This is a genomic window from Microcoleus sp. CAWBG27, from assembly GCF_020883145.1.
GTDB lineage: Bacteria > Cyanobacteriota > Cyanobacteriia > Cyanobacteriales > Microcoleaceae > Microcoleus.
The window spans coordinates 1-18,331 of the sequence record NZ_JAHREU010000019.1; the positions used below are offsets into that span (position 1 = coordinate 1).

The following is an 18,331-nucleotide window of genomic DNA, read 5'->3' on the forward strand; positions in this document are numbered from 1 at the left end:
TGCACGGCGACAAATCATTATACCTTAAAAAACCTCAAATGATTGCATAGCAACCATCTCAGGTTTTGAAAATTATGATTTGTTTGAAAATTAAATCCGATCGAATATCTGCGGAATGTGGGTTGTTATCGTCATCTATCGGATTTGATAGGACGAACTATTGACGCGCAGAAACCGGGGTTTTTAACCGATACTTCTCACGATAGAGGGAGTATTTAAGTCAAAAAACCCGGTTTCGGCAGTCTGAACTATCAAAATTATTAAGCAGCAATACCCTCTGAGAATTCACTTTCGCAGATGGTGAGATCCGAAGGATGGCATCGTTTGATGCGGATGCTAAGTCTTTTGGCTCCCTCGCTTTCCAAGTCTTCGATGTAGCCTGGAGTATTGCTGGAGGCTTCTTTGTCGGTGTCGAAGGGGCCAAAATAGTAGGTACAGTAGGGGAAATCTGTGATGATTTCTACCCACCATTTCTCCTGGCTGCGGCGGCTGGGCCCGGCAAATACGGACAAGACTGCGAGGTAGAGACCAAATAAATAAAATCCAAGCATTTTTCCTCTTTATGGGTTATTTATTTTTTAATAGGACTTGCGTCGTTGTGACTCTCATTTACCGGGTTCTTCGATCTTCGCGATCGCCCCTCACCAGATAATTTTGTCCCTTAAACCCGGTTTCTGTCTCCAAGATACTCTAACTTTATCAAGACTATTTGGGCGATCGCCTCAACCTGAGTGCTGATTTTGAGGCGAGAGTTAGAATCCCAGGGAATAAGCGACTTTGCACAGGTACTTTATTGCACTTAAATTGAAGCTTGATGGCGCGCTATCAATTCTCACTCAAAAGTATTTAAGTCAGCAATTGCTGACAAATTAAATCCCTTAAAGCTTAGTTCTGGAAATACGCCGGAATACAGAGAGACTTTACCAGAAATAATTGGTTGAAAGCCTCGCTTGTTTGGCGTAGAAATTAAAATCAGACGGTTCATTACTTCCATCCTCGGACTTGAGGGTAGAGGTTGCCCTCAAGCGGTCAACTATCAACTGTCAACTGTCAACTGTCAACTGTCAACTGAATGAAGCTAGCAACACCAGAGCTGAAAAACTGTGGCTAAAATAGCAAAACCCGCCGGGGCGGGTAGTTTTGCTAAGCTATAAAATTTTTCCAGCTAATCTGATTTGTCGGCCAAGCTCAGCACGCTGAGGCTTAGCGCTTTCCTTTGGGAAACTGTTCGATGCCAGCCCAACCGTAAAAAACCAGTTCGTCGTTTTGAACTCGACAGCGATCTACTCGCAGTTGAGTGCCCTCTAAGGCAAATTTGTCTAAGTCTAGCAAGTTATTTACGTGGGCAATTATAGCTTGAGCCAAGTCTACTGCTTGCCCGTCACCGCCGTAAGTAACGCTGACAAATTGGATTTTGCGCCGGTCTTCTACTTGCAATTGAGCTGTAATATCTATTTTGACTGGTTCGCTGTTCTGGCCGATCGTAATCTCGGACTGAAGCCGAATTGATTTGTCTGTTCCGAAGCTGACTTCAGTGTTTTGAAAGTACAGAGATTGGTCTTGGTATTTCAGCTTTTGGAGTTTTTCAACTACAAAAGGTGTATTGAATGAGGTGGTTAAATCCGATCGGCTTAATACTACTCGCATATTTGCCTGGGTAGGCTGCCGCAATTTGACTTGACCTGCAAAAATCGCCCCAAAATCAATGGAGAGTGCTTGCAAGTAGAGTTCCATCACTTCTATGCGGAGGCCGTTATACATCAACATACCTTTGCCAACGAAGTCGAAACCGTCGATGCTTCCCTGCAAGAGTTTGGCCACAGGTTCGACTCGGATGTTGGCTTCTGCCTTTTCAGAACGTTTGAATAAGGCTGCGATCGCAGCTCCTGCTACTTTGCTGACAAGGCGATCGCCACTTTGACCTTGAAAGGATGTACCGCTAAACAAAGCTGCTACCATTTATTCGTTTGCTCATCTACAGTAGCTATTATAACCTCTCATTAAGAAATGTTAAAATAGCTTGTGCTTATTCACTTTATAAGCAGAAGTTGTTTTTTGTCTGCCTTGAAAGTAACATTTTGGAAATTTAAGGACTCAGGGGCGTGCCTTGGAGACAAGCGCGATCGAGCAAAGCTCCATCCCAGACGGTATGTTCGATCGCCGCACAGAGCAAATTAGCGCCCGTCAGGTTGGCACCGCGCAGTACGGCTCCATTCAGGATAGCTTCTTCTAAATCAGCTCCCGACAAGTCTGCGCCGGACAAATTGGCATTGCTCAAATCTGCCTGCTGCAAGATGGCGCGAGCCAAGTTAGCGCCCCGCAAATCGGCGCCGCGAAAATCGACACAGCTCAAATCCAAATTGCCGATCGAGGCCGCCGTCAAAAAAGCACCCCCAAAACTTGCATCGCGCACCAAAGCATTAGCAAAAGAAGCACCGCGCAAGTCAGCATTCCGAAAATCTGCCCCGCGCAAGTCAGCACCGCTCAAGTCTGCGCCGCGGAGGTTTGCTCGCAGCACCGCCCGCTGCAAGTTAGCACCTGCGAGATTAGCTCCTGTTAAGTTGGCTTGAGATAAGTCGGCACCGGCGAGATCGGCTCCCGCTAAGTTTGCGCCGGCTAAATCTATGCCGGCCAATATATGAATTTTGCCTTGGCGTATGGCTTCGAGGTCGTTAGTCATTGGTCATTAGTTAAATGAAGGAAGAAGGATGAAGGAAGAAGGATGAAGCTACCAATGCCCTATGCCCCATGCCCTATGCCCTGTTTGGCCGATTACAATGCCGGAGTTGCCGCGATCGTGCGATCGCCCAAATCCTCCAACCAGATATTGGGCAGTTGGCTGGGGCGGGTGGGTAACTCCATCAAACCCATGTCTGCGAGTCTGACGACATTCCCGAGAGTTTCCACCAAAGCCGGATCGAACCGAGTGCCCGACAGTTCCCGGCACCTTTCCAAAGCTTCTGTCAAGCTCAAAGGCGGACGATCGCCCCGCGGTTGAGTCAAATCTTGAAAACAAGCGACTAACCCCACAATCCGCGAAGCAATTGGTATATCTTCGCCTCGCAAACCCTCAGGCCTGCCGCTGCCGTCCCAATTTTCGAGTTTGTGCTTGACAATTTCGGCGACTGGTGATAGTTCCGGCATTGCTTGCAGGAGTTGGGAACCGATGAAACTGCGATCGCGCCAGAATGACAGAGTTCCTTCGTCGAATTTATCGGAAGTGCGATCGAATACCTCATTCGGGGCGGAAACTAAGCCGACTCGAAACAGCAATCCCGCCAGCCGCAGCCTTCGCAGTTGCAAAGCCGGCAAATCCAACAATTGACCCAAAGTTTCCGACAAAGCCGCCACCTGCAAAGAAGCTGTGGGATTTGAGGTGTCGCGTTCGTCTACGCGCTGGGCCATCCGCAGAAAAGCTTGCAGTTTGTTGGCGTTCAAATTGCGGCTGACGCGCAAAGCTTGACCTTCCAATTCCCACAAATCGCGAGTTTGGCGGTTAATTGCCACCATTTGCTGCTGAGAACTTTGCAGGTAAGTGACGATCCGGGTGACTACGCCACTAATATCGGCTAGGGGTGGGCCGACTGTGGCAAGAATTTCGTGGTGAATTTCTAGCAAACTGTCGGCTAGGGAGGAATTGTAATGTCGTGTTTGTTCTATAAAAATTTCTGCTGACGCTGACACTAATGATTGGTCAAAAGACCACAAACCGTAGAATTTTCGCTCTGTATCGACTTCTGGCTTGCCCTCTGGCAAGTATTCCTGGGCCGTAAGTTCGCGACAAAGCACCATTGCTTTGTATGTGGGGGCGAGGATGATTAAATTCCATTCTTGGATAATCGGGTCGATCGGATCGAGATTTATTAAAGATACATTTTCTAATTGACCAGTTTTGTGTGTAGCGAAACCGCTGTCGGCTACTGCACCGATGACAACTTTTCGGGAAGCCTCAGCAATATCGAAGTAGCGATCGGCTTCTTGCAAATACCATTTTCCCTGCTGAAACGTGACCAAAACCAGGGGTTTGAGTGCGAGATCGTCCCCGGTACTGGTTTGCAAGATGTGGTCTTCTAGGGCGTGACACAGGGCTACTAGGGTGTTTTTGAAGTATACCCCGTAGCTAGAAGGCAGTTTTCCGTCGGGAAGTGTAGCTTGTAGTCTGGCGAGAGTTGATTCTGGATTCATTGCAAAAGGCGGTGCCGGCTCTTAATATATTGTAACGTGCGATCGACCTTCTCCAAAATACTTTTGACAAAAATCCGATTTTTTGATGACTTCCGGCTCCACAACCTATAAAAACGGCGATGTAATGGCGATCGATCGGCCTTTTTCAACTTATATCGAACCCAACCGCACCAACTGCGATTTCTTGCTCTTCAAAAAAACGACCTTGCTTATATTAGGGTATGAAAATAAATCACTTGAAAATTCAGCTATATTAGACTTGAATTGCCAAAGTATTTTTGCGGTGTTGTTTGTATTAATTCTTGTTTGCTGTTCCCCGTTCCCTGTTCCCTATTCCCGACTTTTGCAAGAAGTCTATTAGACTTAAATTGCCAAATTATTTTTGCGGTGTTGTCTGTATTAATTTTTGTTTGCTGTTCCCCGTTCCCTGTTCCCTATTCCCGACTTTTGCAAGAAGTCTATTGACTGACTGGCTTGTTTCATTTATTCACATTGAGTCTTTCATGCCGTAAATCAGCAACGCCGCATTCGCTAATATAATTTTTTTTGCTTGTTGTTGTTCTACCAGAGAGGATATCAGAATTTTTATTAATATGTTCTTCATTACAATATAAATACAGGACTTGTGCAAAAAATGGAAAACCCAGCCCTTAAAATTGCAGCGTTCTGGGTGCAACGACAAAGTTTTCTCATTAATTCACAAGTCCTATCTCAGTTTTTCTTCGTCTCAATAAACTTTTTATTATTTACCTTTGGACTCAGAAACATCTGCAATCAAATCATCTTTATCAACTTTTGGAACAAAATCAGGCCGTTCTTTGGATTCCCAACCCGGGGGGCGCTTGGAATTATACCACGCAATGGAGCCGATACTAACCGCAGCGACAAATCCAACACCAAGAACTGCGATCGGAATCATTAGGTTGTTCTCTACCATTTGGTTCAAATCCTTATTTACTGTACTTCTCTAGTATTTTATGTGCTATTGGCGATCGTGCAATATATCCGAAGACTGAAAATTTGAGTGAATTGCAGCCATAATACTTAGAGATTGAAATTAGAAATCCCCTTTATGCCGCTGTTGTCGATCGCACTTCTGTTAACCGCCAGTTTCGCCCTCGGCGCTTTGCCACTTACTCGCTGGGCGGTGCGGCTGCTGGGCGGTAAAGATTTGAGGCGGTTGGGCACGGGGAATGTGGGGGTGTCGGCTGCTTTTATTCACGGGGGGAAGTTGGCGGGAATTGCTGCGGTGTTGGCGGAAATTGCCAGGGGTATTCTACCAGTTTTGGCGGGGAGATTTTGGTTTCCTGATTCACCTGCGATCGCGATCGCCCTGTTAATTCCTCTGGTTGCGGCCAGATATGCGATCGCCCGAGGTGGAGGCGTGACTAACGCTGTTTGGGGTCTTTTGGTATTTTCGCCTCCGGTGGCTGTCTCATCGGGCATTTGGGGGCTGCTGGTGTGGGGTTTGGCACGGCGGTGGTGGCAAAAGGGCGATCGGGCGAGACTCTTTGCTTCCCGCTGCGGCTGTCTTTGCACGCCCATCTGGGTTTGGGTGTGGCGTCAATCTTTGCCGGAATTCTTAGCAGCAGCAGGATTGGGAGTTTTATTAGCTGCAATTAATCTCAGTCAGGGTGATGATATGGCTTTATCTAAATCGGAACAATTGTTTTCTCTGGATGACTCGTTGGATGCTGCAATCTGCGGCGATAAGGCTACTAGGTTGTCCCAGCTAAAACGAGCTAATTTTAACGTACCTTCGGGTTGGATATTGTTGAATGAATCGGGCATTGGGCATCGGGCATCGGGCATCGGGGATGGAGGAAATGCTGAGGAGTTGTTGAATAAATCGGGCATCGGGCATCGGGCATCTGGCATCGGGGATGGAGGAAATGCTGAGGAATTATTAATTTCTAATGCTTTCATCCAAAATATCAAATCTAAAATCCAAAATCCGATGATTGTACGCTCTTCTGCTGCGGGAGAAGACGGGGATTTTAGTTCCGCCGCCGGACAATATGAAACTATCGGGCCTGTTTCTACTGAAGCAGAATTGCTTGATGCAATTAACCGCTGCCGCCAGTCTTATTGGACTTCCCAAGCAGTCGCTTATCGCAGACAGCGACAACTGCCCGATACCCAAATGGCTGTTTTGATTCAGCCTTATATTGATGGCAAAGTTGCGGGAGTTATGTTCACCCGCAATCCTTTAGATGGCGGTTCCGAGGTAATTGTTGAAGCTTTACCGGGAGGAGCGGAATCGGTTGTCGGCGGGCAATTTACTCCGGTTCATTTAGAAATAGATTTTAGCACTACTGAATCTTTAGAATCAAGTTTAAATAAAATTGAAACGAATTCAATTATAGATAAATCTCTTGTCGCAGAGTTGGTGAAAGTAGCCCAAGCTATTGAGGCATTTTTTCACGGCATCCCGCAGGATATTGAGTGGAGTTGGGACGGGGAAAAAGTTTGGATTTTGCAAAGCCGTCCGATTACTAATTTGCAGCCGTTTTGGACTCGCACTATTGCCGCTGAAGTGATTCCTGGTGCAATTCGCCCGCTAACTTGGTCGATTAATCGGCCGCTCACTTGCGGGGTTTGGGGAGAGATTTTTCGGGTGGTTTTGGGCGAGAAAGCTGCTCATCTAAATTTCAACGAAACGGCGACTTTGCTGGGTTCTCACGCTTATTTCAATGCGACTTTGTTGGGCGAAATCTTTCGGATGATGGGATTGCCGGAGCAGGGTTTGGAATTTTTGCTCAGAGGCCAGAAGATGGGTAAGCCGCCTTTGGGGAAGATTTTGCCTTCTTTACCCGGTTTGTGGCGTCTGGTGCGGCGGGAACGGGCGCTGAATGCAGAATTTAAGGGCGATCGCACTTCTATTTTTTTACCAGCAATCGAAAGTCTGGAGAAGTCAGAGAAGGAAGAAGGAAGAAGGAAGAGGGAAGAAGGAAGAGGGAAGAATGAAGAAGGAATATTAATTCCCAATGCCCAATTCCCAATGCCCAATGCCCAATTCCCAATTCCCCATGCCCAATGCCCCATGCCCAATGCCCAATTCCCCATGCCCAATTACCAAGATTTAAGGAAGTTGTTGGATAAATCTGAGCAAATTCAGGAGTGGCTGAAGCCGATTACTTACTACAATATTCTAGGGCCGATCGGGCTGGCAATTCGCAAAGCAATTTTTCGGGTTCCCGATGAATGGTTGGACAATGAAAATGCTCCTGAAATTGCTTCGGTGCGAGCTTTGCAGCAGTTGGCTCAAAAGTTGCGAGAATCTGGAATTTCGGAATCTGAGGAGACTGTTTCAACTGCACGATTAACAGAGGTATTTTCTGAAAGTTCGGCTTTGCAAGCAGAGTTTGCACAGTGGCTGGATAGTTACGGATATTTGAGCGAGGTGGGGACGGATATTGCTGTTGCTACTTGGCGCGAACAACCGGAAGTTTACCAAAAACTGTTAGTGAATATGGCTCTTAAATCTGCTGTAACTAATTCAGCATTCAAGCGTGAATTAAGCTTGACTTTTTGGCAGAAGTGGCGTTTAGATAAGTGTCGGGAAAGAGCGATCGTCAAAAATGAAATTAGCGAAATTTACGCGCGGTTGTTGGCTCATTTGCGCTGGACTTTTTTGGCAATTGAAGCAGGCGGCTTGGCAATGGGTGTATTTGAGGAAGCAGGGGATATCTTTTATTTGGAATTTGCGGAAGTTCAGGGGTGGATTCGTAAAGGTGCGAGTGTTTCGTTTCAGGATACAATTAGGGAAAGACGCGCACAGTTGAAAGCCGATCGCGATCGCCCGATTCCCCCTGTAGTCTACGGCAATCTGCTGCCGAATTCTCAGAAAAGGTCGATCGAACTTGCAGAATCCGCAACTAATATCATGCAGGGAATTCCGGCAAGTATCGGCTGCGTCGAAGGCTTTGTCAAAATTTGCCGCACCGCGAACACAGATTTAGGCGAAAGTGCGATCGCCGTTGTGCCATACACTGATGCAGGTTGGGCACCGCTGCTATTAGGCGCAACAGCAATTATCGCCGAAGTTGGCGGCCAACTATCTCACGGAGCAATTATCGCCCGCGAGTACAAAATTCCCGCAGTCATGAATATTGCGGAAGCGACAACTCGGCTGCGAGACGGTCAAAAAGTCCGAGTTGATGGCTATCTCGGCACCGTAGAATTGCTCGAATAAACTGGTTTGTAGTAAGGACTTTAGTCCTTATTGACTACAAACTTAAGAGAGGACTGAAGTCCTTACTACAAACCTTCAGAGAGGACTGAAGTCCTCACTACAAACCTTCAGAGAGGACTGAAGTCCTTACTACAAACCTTCAGAGAGGACTGAAGTCCTTACTACAAACCTTCAGAGAGGACTGCTAATTTCTTACGCTTTCAAGAAATTCTCGACAACATAGTTGCCCACCTTTCTACCAGAACTCAAACCATCTACGTTAGCAGTCATGAAATGGATGCCTCCGTAAATGCGACTCATCCCCGATTCATCAGCAGCTTGGGCAAAGTTTTCATAAGTTCGCAAACTATTGACAGTTTTATCTCCCTTATCCGCAAAGCCAAAATCCGAACCGAATACAGCATTCATAACAGGCTCTGCCGCACCGCTAAAGGTACTGTGGCCCGACGTGTACTCGGGGAAAGGCGGAGTCGTTATCAGTGGAGCCCACAGGGGGTCTGCCGTCGTGTTGGGGTTGTTGTCTGTCTCAGCTTGGCGGATAGCTGTCACGGGCCGCCACAAGTTGTACTGGTACTTGGCATCCCAGGAGGTAATCGCTGCATCGGCTACGGCCATATTCAGCAGCGCGAACAACCGGGCGTTATCCTCCAGAGAGTTACCCGCTAGGGCTGCTGCTTCTTGGGCGATTTGGTTCCAGTGGCCCGGAGGTGTAAAAGTACCGGCGCCATTGGCCCAGAATTTGGCGATCGCAGTTTGATCTGGCGTGCGCGTGAGGCTATCACTTTTGCCGATTTCTTTGACTTCGTTAAATTCCGCTGCATACTTGGCGCTATCCAGGGCGGGCGGGCCCGACGGGCGAAATTGAGAACCGCTAGTCATCGCAAACGGAGTAACTTCGGGCCACTGTGGCGCCAGGGCGGCGGCTAAGGCGGGCGGAGTCGGTTCCCAAATGCCGGGTTCGGCTGAGCGGGTGTACGGCACGACTTTGCTGGCGCCATCTGTACTCCGCAAAGCGATAATTCGATCGGCAACCTGTTGTCCCAGGGCGATACCGTCGTTTTTAGCTTTACCGTCGGGGATTTTGGCTAGAGACGATGCGTATGTTTCATTGAATTTGACTGCTTGGGCTGGATAGAGACTGAGTAAAACGCGGTGGGCGGAGGCTGCGGTGGCGGCTTCTGGTGACGCGCCCGCTGGTGCATCGATGCTGACTTTGTAAGGGGTATATTTTTTGGTGATGGAGTTAACAGAGTCGTAAACGGCTGCCTGAACCATTGCCATGTTGCGCGAGGCCAAAGGAGGCGCGGTGCTGGCTGTCCGCACGGCGTCGAGTAAGGCGCCGTTCCAGTCTGTGACGGCGTTTCCCGATATAAAGGTTGTGAAGTTGCTGCTGCTGATGCTGCTGCTGTTGACTCCTTGCAATACTGCTAAATACTCGCCCGTGAGTTTGTCTTGAATTACGGCGCTGTTGCTGTTGCTGCCCGTCCCTTGCTGGATATTTAAATCGTTAAAAGTCAGGCCGTCTAGCAATCGAATTTTGTCATTTCCGTTGCCGAAATCGGCGATAAAGTCGGCTGTGGCTACAGTTGAACCGCCGCTGCCTTTACTGATGGCAAATATATCGTCGCCTTCGCCGCCGGTCATGCTATCGCTGCCTGCGCCGCCGTAAATGGTGTCGTTGCCGGATTCGCCCGAAATTAGGTCGTTGCCTTTGCCTCCCCAAATCATGTCATTGTCTGCGCCGCCGAAAATGGTGTCGTTCCCTTGATCGCCGCAGATTTTGTCTTTCCCTGCATCGCCTGCGAGAAGGTCGTCTCCGCTGTTGGCGTAAAGTATGTCGTTGCCATCCAAGCCTTTAAGTGTGTCGCTTTGGGTGGTTCCTTCGAGGTAGTCAAATTTAACACTTGGGGTTAGGGATGCCATGATTATTTATTGGATATTAAGATTAAACTTGCTGAATTTGTATTGTCGGTAGATGCTTGGGTCTGTTTGTTGTTGGTTTAAGCTTAATCAACTTTATGGCTCGACTGTAAACACCCTAACGGAACTTTATTAAATCTTTAAAATATAACTGGTTCTTTATGAAGTTTTGCACAATTGAACTAGGTAATAACACAAGCATTAAAACTGCATTAAAACTATCTTTTTGTTAATTCTTTACAAAATGAGTATAGTTTTTAAAGTTTAGATAAAGATGTTTGTGAAATCATAAAAGCAACAAATTGTATAGTTACGTAAGTAAATATTTATTAAGCACTTCTCAAAGCTGCGATCGGATCGAGTTTGGCCGCCTGACGCGCCGGGATCACGCCGAAGAAGAGACCGACGCCACCGGAGACGCTGACGGCAAGGGCGATCGCCACGGGCGAAATTCCAGCTTTTAGAGGAGTAAAATTACCTACAAGCAAGATGCCTCCGACTCCTACGCAAGTCCCAACGATCCCTCCGGCGGCAGATAAAATTACAGCTTCGATAATGAATTGAAACAAGATATCGTGTTGGGAAGCCCCGATCGCCTTTCTGAGCCCAATTTCCTGAGTGCGTTCGCTGACAGAAACCAGCATGATGTTCATAATCCCAATGCCGCCGACTAACAGCGAAATGCTAGCAACAGCAGTTAACATCAGAGTCAGGGCCCCGGAAATCGATCCCATTGTCGCCATTAAATCTTTCTGATTTCTGACAGTAAAGTCATCTTCTGTGGTAATCTTGTGCCGCAATCTCAGCAAGTTTTCCACCTGAAATTGAGCGGCATCCATTTTCGACTCATCTTGAATCGAAATAAACAGCGAAGTGACAGCTAAACCGTAGGGAGACTTGCGCCCGACAATGCGGTTGGCCATTGTGGCGATCGGCACAACCGCCGAGTTATCATAATTCGTACCAAAAGATGTCCCTTTTGATGCAAATACTCCAATTACTTTCATGCTGACATTTTTGATTCGCACTTGTTCGCCGAGGGGATTGGTATTAGCAAACAGTTTCTGGGCCAATTCTGAACCGAGAATCACAACTTGATTGTTTTGTTTGACATCGAGTTCGGTCAAAAATCGCCCTTTAGCCATTTCAAAATTTCTAACTGTCAGAAATTCTGGAATTGTGCCAAAAATCAGAGACGAGACATTTTTATTGCTGTAGCGCACAATCTCCGAACTGTTGAGTTCTGCGGAGACACCTTGCACCGACGGGACTTGAGTTGCGATCGCCTTACCATCTTCTACTATCAGCGTTTGGGGTGCATTTCTAATCGAACTTCGGCTAGCATTAGGCACTCCAGGTCTCACAATCAATACATTTGTACCCAGAGATTGAACTTGTCCTGCTACAAATTTTTGCGCGCCTTCTCCAATGCCAATCATCGCAATTACCGAGGCATTTCCGACAATCATCCCAATCATTGTCAAGCTGCTGCGAGTTTTGTTTGCTAGCAGTGTTTGACCGGCCATTTTAACACTTTCAATAAAATTCATAATAGGGGAATAGGGAATAGGGAATAGGGCATCGGGCATCGGGCATCGGGCATCGGGCATCGGGCATCGGCCAAAGAGGGAATTGGGAATTGGTGCTTCCTTATAGCCTGATAGTAAGGTGCGTCGCTGCAAGTTCGATCGAATATCTCGCAGCGACGCACCCTACAAACTGTCAACTGTCAACTGTCAACTGTCAACTAATTAAGCACTTCTGAGTGCGACAATCGGATCTAATTTAGCAGCTTGTTTTGCCGGTACAACGCCGAAGAATAAGCCGATACCGCCAGAAACACCAACCGCAAGGGCGATCGCCACTGGAGACACACTAGCTTGCAGAGGAGTAAAAGCAGACACTAACAAAACGCCACCAATACCAAATCCAGTACCGATCGCGCCACCAGCAGCCGACAAAATCACAGCCTCAATCATAAACTGAATCAGAATATCCTGAGGAGAAGCACCGATCGCCTTTCGCAGTCCAATTTCCTTAGTACGTTCGGTAACAGAAACCAGCATGATATTCATAATCCCGATGCCGCCCACAAACAGCGAAATCGCCGCCACAAAAGCCAACATCAGAGTCAAAGCACCAGTAATGCTGCCCAAAGTCTTCATTAAATCCTTCTGATTTCGGACAGTAAAATCATCTTCCTTAGTAATATTGTGACGCAAGCGCAGCAAATTTTCAATTTGAAATTGCGCCGCACTCATTAACTTCTCATCTTTCACAGAAACCGAAATAAATGTTACCTTAGTACCGTAGGGAGACGAGCGACCGACAATGCGGTTAGCCATCGTTGTTAGCGGCAAATAAACATTCATATCTTGATTGTCACCAAAACTCGAACCCTTAGCCTGCATCACTCCAATCACTTGAAAAGTTGCGTTTTTGATGCGAACATATTGACCGACAGGCTGAGTATTGCCAAACAATTGTTCAGCAGCTTCTGAACCTAAAGCAACTACATTTTCTTGTCTTTCTAAATCTAGCTTGTTTAAAAAACGACCTTGACCAACATCAAAGCTTCTCACCGGCAGAAACTCAGGAGTAGTTCCGACAATCGAAGACGAAACATTTTTATTGCGGAAAGTAACGATTTGACTGTCATTGAGAGTTGGTGCGACTGCTTCGACAGAAGGGACTTGAGAGGCGATCGCCTCTGCATCATCCAAAACCAAAGTTTGAGGAGGAATCACCGGGCGACTTTGGGCATCAGGACTTCCGGGAATGATAAACAGCAAATTTGAACCCAGAGAGTTAACCTGTCCCGCAATATAGGTTTGAGCTCCTTCGCCAATACCAATCATCGAAATTACGGAAGCATTACCGATGATAATTCCTAACATCGTCAAGCTGCTGCGTAACTTGTTGGCTGTCAAAGTTGTGACAGCCATTTTGACGCTTTCAATAATATCCATGAGTCTATTTTAGATTGTAGATTTTGGATTTGCGATTTTTGGTAATTGGGAATCAGTAATTTAAATCCGTTACATCCCAGGACTTATGAAACTGGCACAAAATACAAGTTAACTCTTAGGTATGTAGTTGCGCTTGAGCGCTCTTTCATATATCTGTAAAGAGCGCTCAAGCGCAACAACGTACCTTTATTTAATATGAGAGTTGTGCCCAGGAATAACATCCCGTACATTGCTCGTTCCCAACTTCCTCTACTTCTGATTCTTAATAATATCCTCCAACTTTTTACCAGCAGGAAGTTCAGTAAAAACCCGATCGCCCGCCTTAGCACCCTCTAAAATCTGAATCTTGTTACCAATAGTCGATCCAACCGTCACAGCCTTAAACTTCGGCTGCTGTTTCTCATCGGGAACCAGCACACCCGTTTGCCCTTTATTAGTTACAATCGCCACAGTTGGAACAACCAAAGCATTGCTCAATTTTTGACCGACAAATTTCAAATCAACATTCATCCCAGACTGCAAGAAATCCTTACCAGTGTCAATGGCGACGCGGACTTGAAACAAAGTCACATCCCGTTCTTTCACAGCTTCCGGCGCAATCAATTTAACCTTGCCTTTAAACACTTTATCGGGATAAGCATCAGCCACAATTTCCACCACTTGACCCGGTTTTATTTGACTGATATCAGCCTCGGGAACTTTCGCTAAAACTTCCACATCTCTAGCCAGAGCCACAATCGATGTTGAAGTTGCCGAAGTCGCTTCCGAAGCCGAAGTTGCCGGAGTTACAAAAGCTCCTTGAATCGCGTATCTTTGGGTAATAACTCCTGCAAAAGGAGCGCGAACTTTTGTATCTTCTAACTGCACTTCTTGGAAGCGAACTTGAGCCTGAGCTTCAGCTAAATCAGCTTTAGCCGAAGCTATTTCTTCCGGGCGAGCACCGTTTTCTTGTACGGCTAATTGGCTTTTTGCTTCAGCAACTGCTGCTTCGGCTTTGGCGATTTCTTCTGGACGGTTGCCGTTTTCTGTTTGTGCTAATTTACTTCTAGTTTCAGCAACTTCTGCCTCGGCTTTGGTAATTTCTTCCGATCGCGTGCCGTTTTGCAACTGCTTCAATGCTTGCTGCTCGACTTCCACAGCAGCTTGCAGTTGCTGGATTTGCGACTCCCGACTTTCTTGTAATTGTTGGAGGCGTTTTTGGGCTTCTGTTACCTTAGCTTTGGCAGTGCGATTTTCCTTGATCAGTTCATCGAGTTTATCTTGAGCAAGAGCACCTTCTTGGACTAACGGGCGGTTGCGTTCCACCCGCTGAGCTGTTAATTCGGCTTGAGCTTTACTCGATTCAATTTGCGTTTGTGCTTGGGCAATTTCTTGTTTGACACTGCCAGTTTGAGCGTCTGCTAAACGAGCTTGAGCTTGGGCTAAACGAGCTCGCCCTTGGCTGACTTCTTCCACGCGACTGCCGGCTTTGAGTTGCTGCAAGCGGGCTTGAGTTTGCTCTAAGCGGGCTCTGGCTCCTGCAACTTCTTCGACGCGGCTGCCGGCTTGGAGTTGCGCCAGAGTAGCCTGGGCTTGCTCTAAGCGCGCTCGGGCGCTGGCGATGTCTTCCGATCGATTTCCGGCTTCAATTTTGGCAAGTTTGGCTCGAATGCTGGCTTCGCGGGCCTTGGCTTGAGCGAGTTGAGCTTCCACATCGCGGCTTTCCATGCGGGCGACGATTTGTCCTGCTTCGACGCGATCGCCCTGTTCGACAAATAACTCTGCGATCCGGCCGGAGCCTTTGGGGCTGAGATTCACGCGCTGTACGGGTTGTACCGTCCCGCTCGACGTGATCCGCACCGTCAGGTTTTGTGCTTCCACCGGCACTGTCATCGCTGCGATCGCATCTACTTTCGGCTGCGATCGACTTTTTGATATATATATGGTAGTCGGTACAGCTAGCAACCCGGCTGCAACCAAACCGATCGCCCACCGCGGCATCTTCCGCGCGGCTTTTTTCGGGGATTGCTTTTGGGCGGTTTTTTTATCTGCAATTTTAGTCTCTGGGGCCTTGGTGTCTGCAATCTGAGTATCTTCCACCTTGACCTGAGCAGTTTCCTTTTTGGGGCTAACGATCATACCGACTCACCTAATTAAATCTCAGGATTACCTTAAGGGTAAAATTTTTTCTGATGCGCGGCATCGTCTTTCAGACTCATCCGATCGGGTGATTTAAAAAAAGTTCCCCAACCAGCACCTGTAAACAATTATAGCTAATCTTTGCAACTTATTAAATAATGTTAAGTTTTTTCAGTCTCAAGAGGCGAGCTCAAACTTCGATCGCGCTCAACTGACTTTCTGCGGGGGCGGGCTCTGCCGCGTGGGCGATCGGCTTCCAGTAAGTCGTGGGTTGTCTTGTAGGGCGATCGCACAGTGCGCGCCCGGTAACTACACAGTATGAAGACGCTGACTATCATAAATCCATTTGTCGATCGTACCCTGTCCAAGTCCTGAATATCTATGTGCCCTGTGCGCGCAACAGGTTAAAATATTTTGCAAATCCGTTGAAAATGGAAAAGCTTCAACATGAATCGTCCTCAAAGCGTTACAGTTCTGGCAATCTTACAGTTAATTAGTGGCATCTTCAGTCTGCTTGACGGCTTGTTCATCTTACTTTTTGCAGGCGTTTTAGGCGGTCTCGGCGCAGTTGGATTCGGTGCAAAAGTTGGCACTGTCATCGGCGGCTTCATTGCAATTTTTTCGGCGATCGCGATAATTATCGGAATTATTTCCCTAGTCTTAGCATGGGGTTTGCTTCAACTAAAAAAATGGGCTTGGACTGGAACATTAATTATCCATGTCATCGCCGTCGTCGCGCAAATTGCCAAAATGTTGGGTAGTGCAGGTGCAGCAGTCAATTTTCTATCTCTGGGTTTTGCGATCGCTAGCATTTACTACCTGCTACAGCCGGATGTTAAACAAGCATTTTCTGTAGAACTTCCCTTCTAATTAACGGTACTGAATTCTCGGGTCAAAAAAAGCATAGGAAATATCAACCGCCAGATTGATCAGTACAAAAGTCACAGCAACAAAAATTACTCCTCCTTGCACAATTGGGTAATCCCGCGTCAGGATACCGCTATAAATCCAGGAACCAATTCCGGGCCACGAGAAAATTGTTTCAGTCAAAATTGCCCCGCCCAAAAGCGTGCCGAACTGCAAACCTATAGTTGTGACGATCGGCAAAAACGCATTTTTCAAAGCGTGTCTCAAAACCACCCAAAATTCCGGCAATCCCTTAGCCCGCGCCGTGCGGATGTAATCTTGCGCCAGCACTTCCAGCATTGCAGCACGAGTAATTCGAGCGATAATCGCCAAGGGGATTGTTCCTAAAGTTAAGGCTGGGAGTACGAGATGGGCGATCGCATCTCCCAAAGCCACCAAATCCCACCTCAGCAAAGCATCCAAAACATAAATACCCGTAATTGGCTGAAAACCAAACCCCAAATCAACACTAATTCGCCCGCTAGGAGGCAGCCATTTCAGATAAACAGCAAACAAATAAATCAACATCAATCCCAACCAATAGACTGGTAAAGATACGCCAATCAAAGAACCGCTCATCGTCAGATTATCCAGCCAGCTATTTTTCCGAACAGCAGCCAAAATCCCCGCCGGAATTCCGATTATAAGTGCCACCAACATCGCCGCCACCGACAGTTCCAAAGTAGCAGGCCAGCGACTTCTAATTTCATCAACAATCGGAATACCGCTAATAATACTATTTCCCAAATCGAATCGAATCAAACTACTTAAAAAAGCCAAATACTGCAAAGGTAAAGGCTGATTCAAGCCCAATCTCGCCTTTAATATTTCTACCTGTTCGGGAGTTCCGCGTTCTCCCAAAAGCACAGTCGCCGGATCTCCCGGTATCAAATGCAAAAACGCAAATACCAGCACTGTAATTCCCAAAAGAACGGGTAATATTCCCAGCAAACGTTTAACAATATATTGGAACATCAGTTTATTTTAAATGCGATCTCATTATAAGTTCGTAGTGCGGACTTCAGTCCGCTTTTTGGCTGCGGACTGAAGTCCGCACTACGAACCTTCTTTATCGATCGAAGCAAATTCGGAATCTAACCTTGAATATTCTTGCGTTTCCCTAAAAGCGGTTGCGAATGTACGATCGCCATAAAAAGCTGCGATCGGCTATAAATTAGCTGGTTCCGGGGTTCGTTCTGATTCCCCAATCTTCGTTGATTCCGAGTCAGCGGGCAACTCACTATTTTCGACAGTAATTGCTAGTTTAAATCCTAACGCTTCGAGCAATTCTACAAAACAGTAAATTTCCGAACCTCCACTTGCTGTCAACATTTTGTCAAGCTTTTCATGATGCTGTTTGGCCGAAGCAGAAAGAGCATTCATCCTAATTCGAGCCTCAATCACCTTTCTAATTGCATTTCTAAACAGTTCCCGTTCAGGTTCTTTTTCTTCCAAGATAGCCTCAATATAACCAGCAGCTTCTTCCGGCTCTTTGAGAGATTCAATTAGGTAATCGCGGTAGCTATCACTCGCAGGCATTTTCACGTTTTTCATAGTCTATCCAGTATTCTATAGCTTTTTGAATGTCTTGTTGTTGGGTACTTTTGTCCCCAGCTATGAGGATTACCACAATTGTCAAATCAAATTGTCCAAAGTAGACGCGGTAGCCTGGGCCATAATTAATTTTGAGTTCAAAAACTCCTTGTCCCACTGACTTAAAATCTCCGAGATTACCTTGCTCAACTCGGTCAAGCCTAGCCTTGATTCTAACTCTAACATTCCGATCGCGGAGAGCATCAAGCCACTCGGTAGACCTCCTGCGAAAGTCCTCACCTAATCGACAGAACCGATAATTACCAGTATGTCTGGCCAATCTTTTATTATTAGTTAATAATGGCTGAAATGGCTACTGTTAAAGGATCGATAAAATACTTTCGCAGGAGGTCTGGTGAATGGTGCTCGACCCTCTGCTGTAGTGTAACGTCGAATTTCCCTTGGTTGTACTTCCATCAGTGTATCACTCTCGATCGGCAATTTC

Annotated in this window: 15 protein-coding genes and 1 pseudogene; 2 read left to right on the forward strand and 14 right to left on the reverse strand. The window is 46.8% G+C overall.

Annotated elements, in window-relative coordinates; genetic code table 11:
- Positions 1-260 precede the first annotated feature (260 nt).
- From QZ938_RS13185 to QZ938_RS13210, 6 genes are all read right to left on the reverse strand, one after another.
- On the reverse strand, positions 261-551 hold the full coding sequence (locus QZ938_RS13185) for a DUF1816 domain-containing protein (RefSeq protein WP_293146762.1): 291 nt from the start codon (positions 549-551) through the stop codon (positions 261-263).
- A gap of 281 nt (positions 552-832) precedes the next feature.
- Positions 833-985, reverse strand: a complete 153-nt coding sequence (locus tag QZ938_RS13190) for a hypothetical protein (RefSeq protein ID WP_293146760.1) — start codon at positions 983-985, stop codon at positions 833-835.
- Between the two features lie 218 nt (positions 986-1,203).
- Positions 1,204-1,959 carry a DUF2993 domain-containing protein gene (locus tag QZ938_RS13195; RefSeq protein WP_293351840.1) on the reverse strand — a complete coding sequence of 252 codons (756 nt, stop codon included), beginning with the start codon at positions 1,957-1,959 and terminating at the stop codon, positions 1,204-1,206.
- A gap of 127 nt (positions 1,960-2,086) precedes the next feature.
- Positions 2,087-2,680 (reverse strand): pentapeptide repeat-containing protein, encoded by a 594-nt coding sequence (locus QZ938_RS13200; RefSeq protein WP_293351842.1) that lies wholly within the window; start codon positions 2,678-2,680, stop codon positions 2,087-2,089.
- 92 nt (positions 2,681-2,772) lie between these two features.
- Positions 2,773-4,185 carry an HD domain-containing phosphohydrolase gene (locus QZ938_RS13205; RefSeq protein WP_293351844.1) on the reverse strand — a complete coding sequence of 471 codons (1,413 nt, stop codon included), beginning with the start codon at positions 4,183-4,185 and terminating at the stop codon, positions 2,773-2,775.
- A gap of 742 nt (positions 4,186-4,927) precedes the next feature.
- Complete coding sequence (locus tag QZ938_RS13210; protein WP_293146752.1) at positions 4,928-5,122, reverse strand: hypothetical protein; 195 nt, start codon at positions 5,120-5,122, stop codon at positions 4,928-4,930.
- A gap of 135 nt (positions 5,123-5,257) precedes the next feature.
- Here QZ938_RS13210 and QZ938_RS13215 point away from each other — a divergent pair, with 135 nt between their 5' ends.
- Entirely contained in the window at positions 5,258-8,380 is a 3,123-nt protein-coding gene (locus QZ938_RS13215; RefSeq protein WP_293351941.1) for a glycerol-3-phosphate acyltransferase, read from the forward strand.
- A 192-nt stretch (positions 8,381-8,572) separates the two neighbouring features.
- On the opposite strand, the gene QZ938_RS13220 is transcribed toward QZ938_RS13215, so the two are convergent.
- From QZ938_RS13220 to QZ938_RS13240, 5 genes are all read right to left on the reverse strand, one after another.
- A complete protein-coding gene (locus QZ938_RS13220; RefSeq protein ID WP_293351846.1) occupies positions 8,573-10,303 on the reverse strand; it encodes a phosphatase PAP2 family protein in 1,731 nt (576 codons plus the stop codon).
- A 326-nt stretch (positions 10,304-10,629) separates the two neighbouring features.
- Positions 10,630-11,850: an ABC transporter permease gene (locus tag QZ938_RS13225; protein WP_293351943.1), complete on the reverse strand. Its 1,221-nt coding sequence runs from the start codon at positions 11,848-11,850 to the stop codon at positions 10,630-10,632.
- Between the two features lie 201 nt (positions 11,851-12,051).
- Entirely contained in the window at positions 12,052-13,269 is a 1,218-nt protein-coding gene (locus QZ938_RS13230; RefSeq protein WP_293146747.1) for an ABC transporter permease, read from the reverse strand.
- A gap of 249 nt (positions 13,270-13,518) precedes the next feature.
- Positions 13,519-15,387: an efflux RND transporter periplasmic adaptor subunit gene (locus QZ938_RS13235; protein ID WP_293351848.1), complete on the reverse strand. Its 1,869-nt coding sequence runs from the start codon at positions 15,385-15,387 to the stop codon at positions 13,519-13,521.
- A gap of 161 nt (positions 15,388-15,548) precedes the next feature.
- Positions 15,549-15,725: a hypothetical protein gene (locus tag QZ938_RS13240; protein WP_293146745.1), complete on the reverse strand. Its 177-nt coding sequence runs from the start codon at positions 15,723-15,725 to the stop codon at positions 15,549-15,551.
- 109 nt (positions 15,726-15,834) lie between these two features.
- Here QZ938_RS13240 and QZ938_RS13245 point away from each other — a divergent pair, with 109 nt between their 5' ends.
- Positions 15,835-16,257, forward strand: a complete 423-nt coding sequence (locus QZ938_RS13245) for a hypothetical protein (protein ID WP_293351850.1) — start codon at positions 15,835-15,837, stop codon at positions 16,255-16,257.
- Here QZ938_RS13245 and QZ938_RS13250 read toward each other — a convergent pair whose 3' ends face one another.
- The 3 genes and pseudogenes from QZ938_RS13250 to QZ938_RS13260 all read right to left on the reverse strand — a co-directional run.
- Positions 16,258-17,268, reverse strand: a complete 1,011-nt coding sequence (locus tag QZ938_RS13250; protein ID WP_293351852.1) for an ABC transporter permease — start codon at positions 17,266-17,268, stop codon at positions 16,258-16,260.
- 192 nt (positions 17,269-17,460) lie between these two features.
- Positions 17,461-17,832 (reverse strand): transcriptional regulator, encoded by a 372-nt coding sequence (locus tag QZ938_RS13255; RefSeq protein WP_366863727.1) that lies wholly within the window; start codon positions 17,830-17,832, stop codon positions 17,461-17,463.
- Positions 17,819-18,100 (reverse strand): annotated as a pseudogene (locus QZ938_RS13260) (type II toxin-antitoxin system RelE/ParE family toxin); the annotation flags it as partial. The gene QZ938_RS13255 and the pseudogene QZ938_RS13260, both read right to left, overlap by 14 nt.
- Positions 18,101-18,331: the final 231 nt, after the last annotated feature.

Bases quoted from the DNA above. Each gene is read 5' to 3' on its own strand.
- QZ938_RS13210 (WP_293146752.1), bottom strand. From the start codon at position 5,122: ATGGTAGAGAACAACCTAATGATTCCGATCGCAGTTCTTGGTGTTGGA.
- QZ938_RS13240 (WP_293146745.1), bottom strand. From the start codon at position 15,725: ATGATAGTCAGCGTCTTCATACTGTGTAGTTACCGGGCGCGCACTGTG.
- QZ938_RS13215 (WP_293351941.1), top strand. From the start codon at position 5,258: ATGCCGCTGTTGTCGATCGCACTTCTGTTAACCGCCAGTTTCGCCCTC.
- QZ938_RS13235 (WP_293351848.1), bottom strand. From the start codon at position 15,387: ATGATCGTTAGCCCCAAAAAGGAAACTGCTCAGGTCAAGGTGGAAGAT.
- QZ938_RS13195 (WP_293351840.1), bottom strand. From the start codon at position 1,959: ATGGTAGCAGCTTTGTTTAGCGGTACATCCTTTCAAGGTCAAAGTGGC.
- QZ938_RS13230 (WP_293146747.1), bottom strand. From the start codon at position 13,269: ATGGATATTATTGAAAGCGTCAAAATGGCTGTCACAACTTTGACAGCC.
- QZ938_RS13250 (WP_293351852.1), bottom strand. From the start codon at position 17,268: ATGTTCCAATATATTGTTAAACGTTTGCTGGGAATATTACCCGTTCTT.
- QZ938_RS13185 (WP_293146762.1), bottom strand. From the start codon at position 551: ATGCTTGGATTTTATTTATTTGGTCTCTACCTCGCAGTCTTGTCCGTA.
- QZ938_RS13220 (WP_293351846.1), bottom strand. From the start codon at position 10,303: ATGGCATCCCTAACCCCAAGTGTTAAATTTGACTACCTCGAAGGAACC.
- QZ938_RS13190 (WP_293146760.1), bottom strand. From the start codon at position 985: ATGAACCGTCTGATTTTAATTTCTACGCCAAACAAGCGAGGCTTTCAA.
- QZ938_RS13255 (WP_366863727.1), bottom strand. From the start codon at position 17,832: ATGCCTGCGAGTGATAGCTACCGCGATTACCTAATTGAATCTCTCAAA.
- QZ938_RS13225 (WP_293351943.1), bottom strand. From the start codon at position 11,850: ATGAATTTTATTGAAAGTGTTAAAATGGCCGGTCAAACACTGCTAGCA.
- QZ938_RS13205 (WP_293351844.1), bottom strand. From the start codon at position 4,185: ATGAATCCAGAATCAACTCTCGCCAGACTACAAGCTACACTTCCCGAC.
- QZ938_RS13200 (WP_293351842.1), bottom strand. From the start codon at position 2,680: ATGACTAACGACCTCGAAGCCATACGCCAAGGCAAAATTCATATATTG.
- QZ938_RS13245 (WP_293351850.1), top strand. From the start codon at position 15,835: ATGAATCGTCCTCAAAGCGTTACAGTTCTGGCAATCTTACAGTTAATT.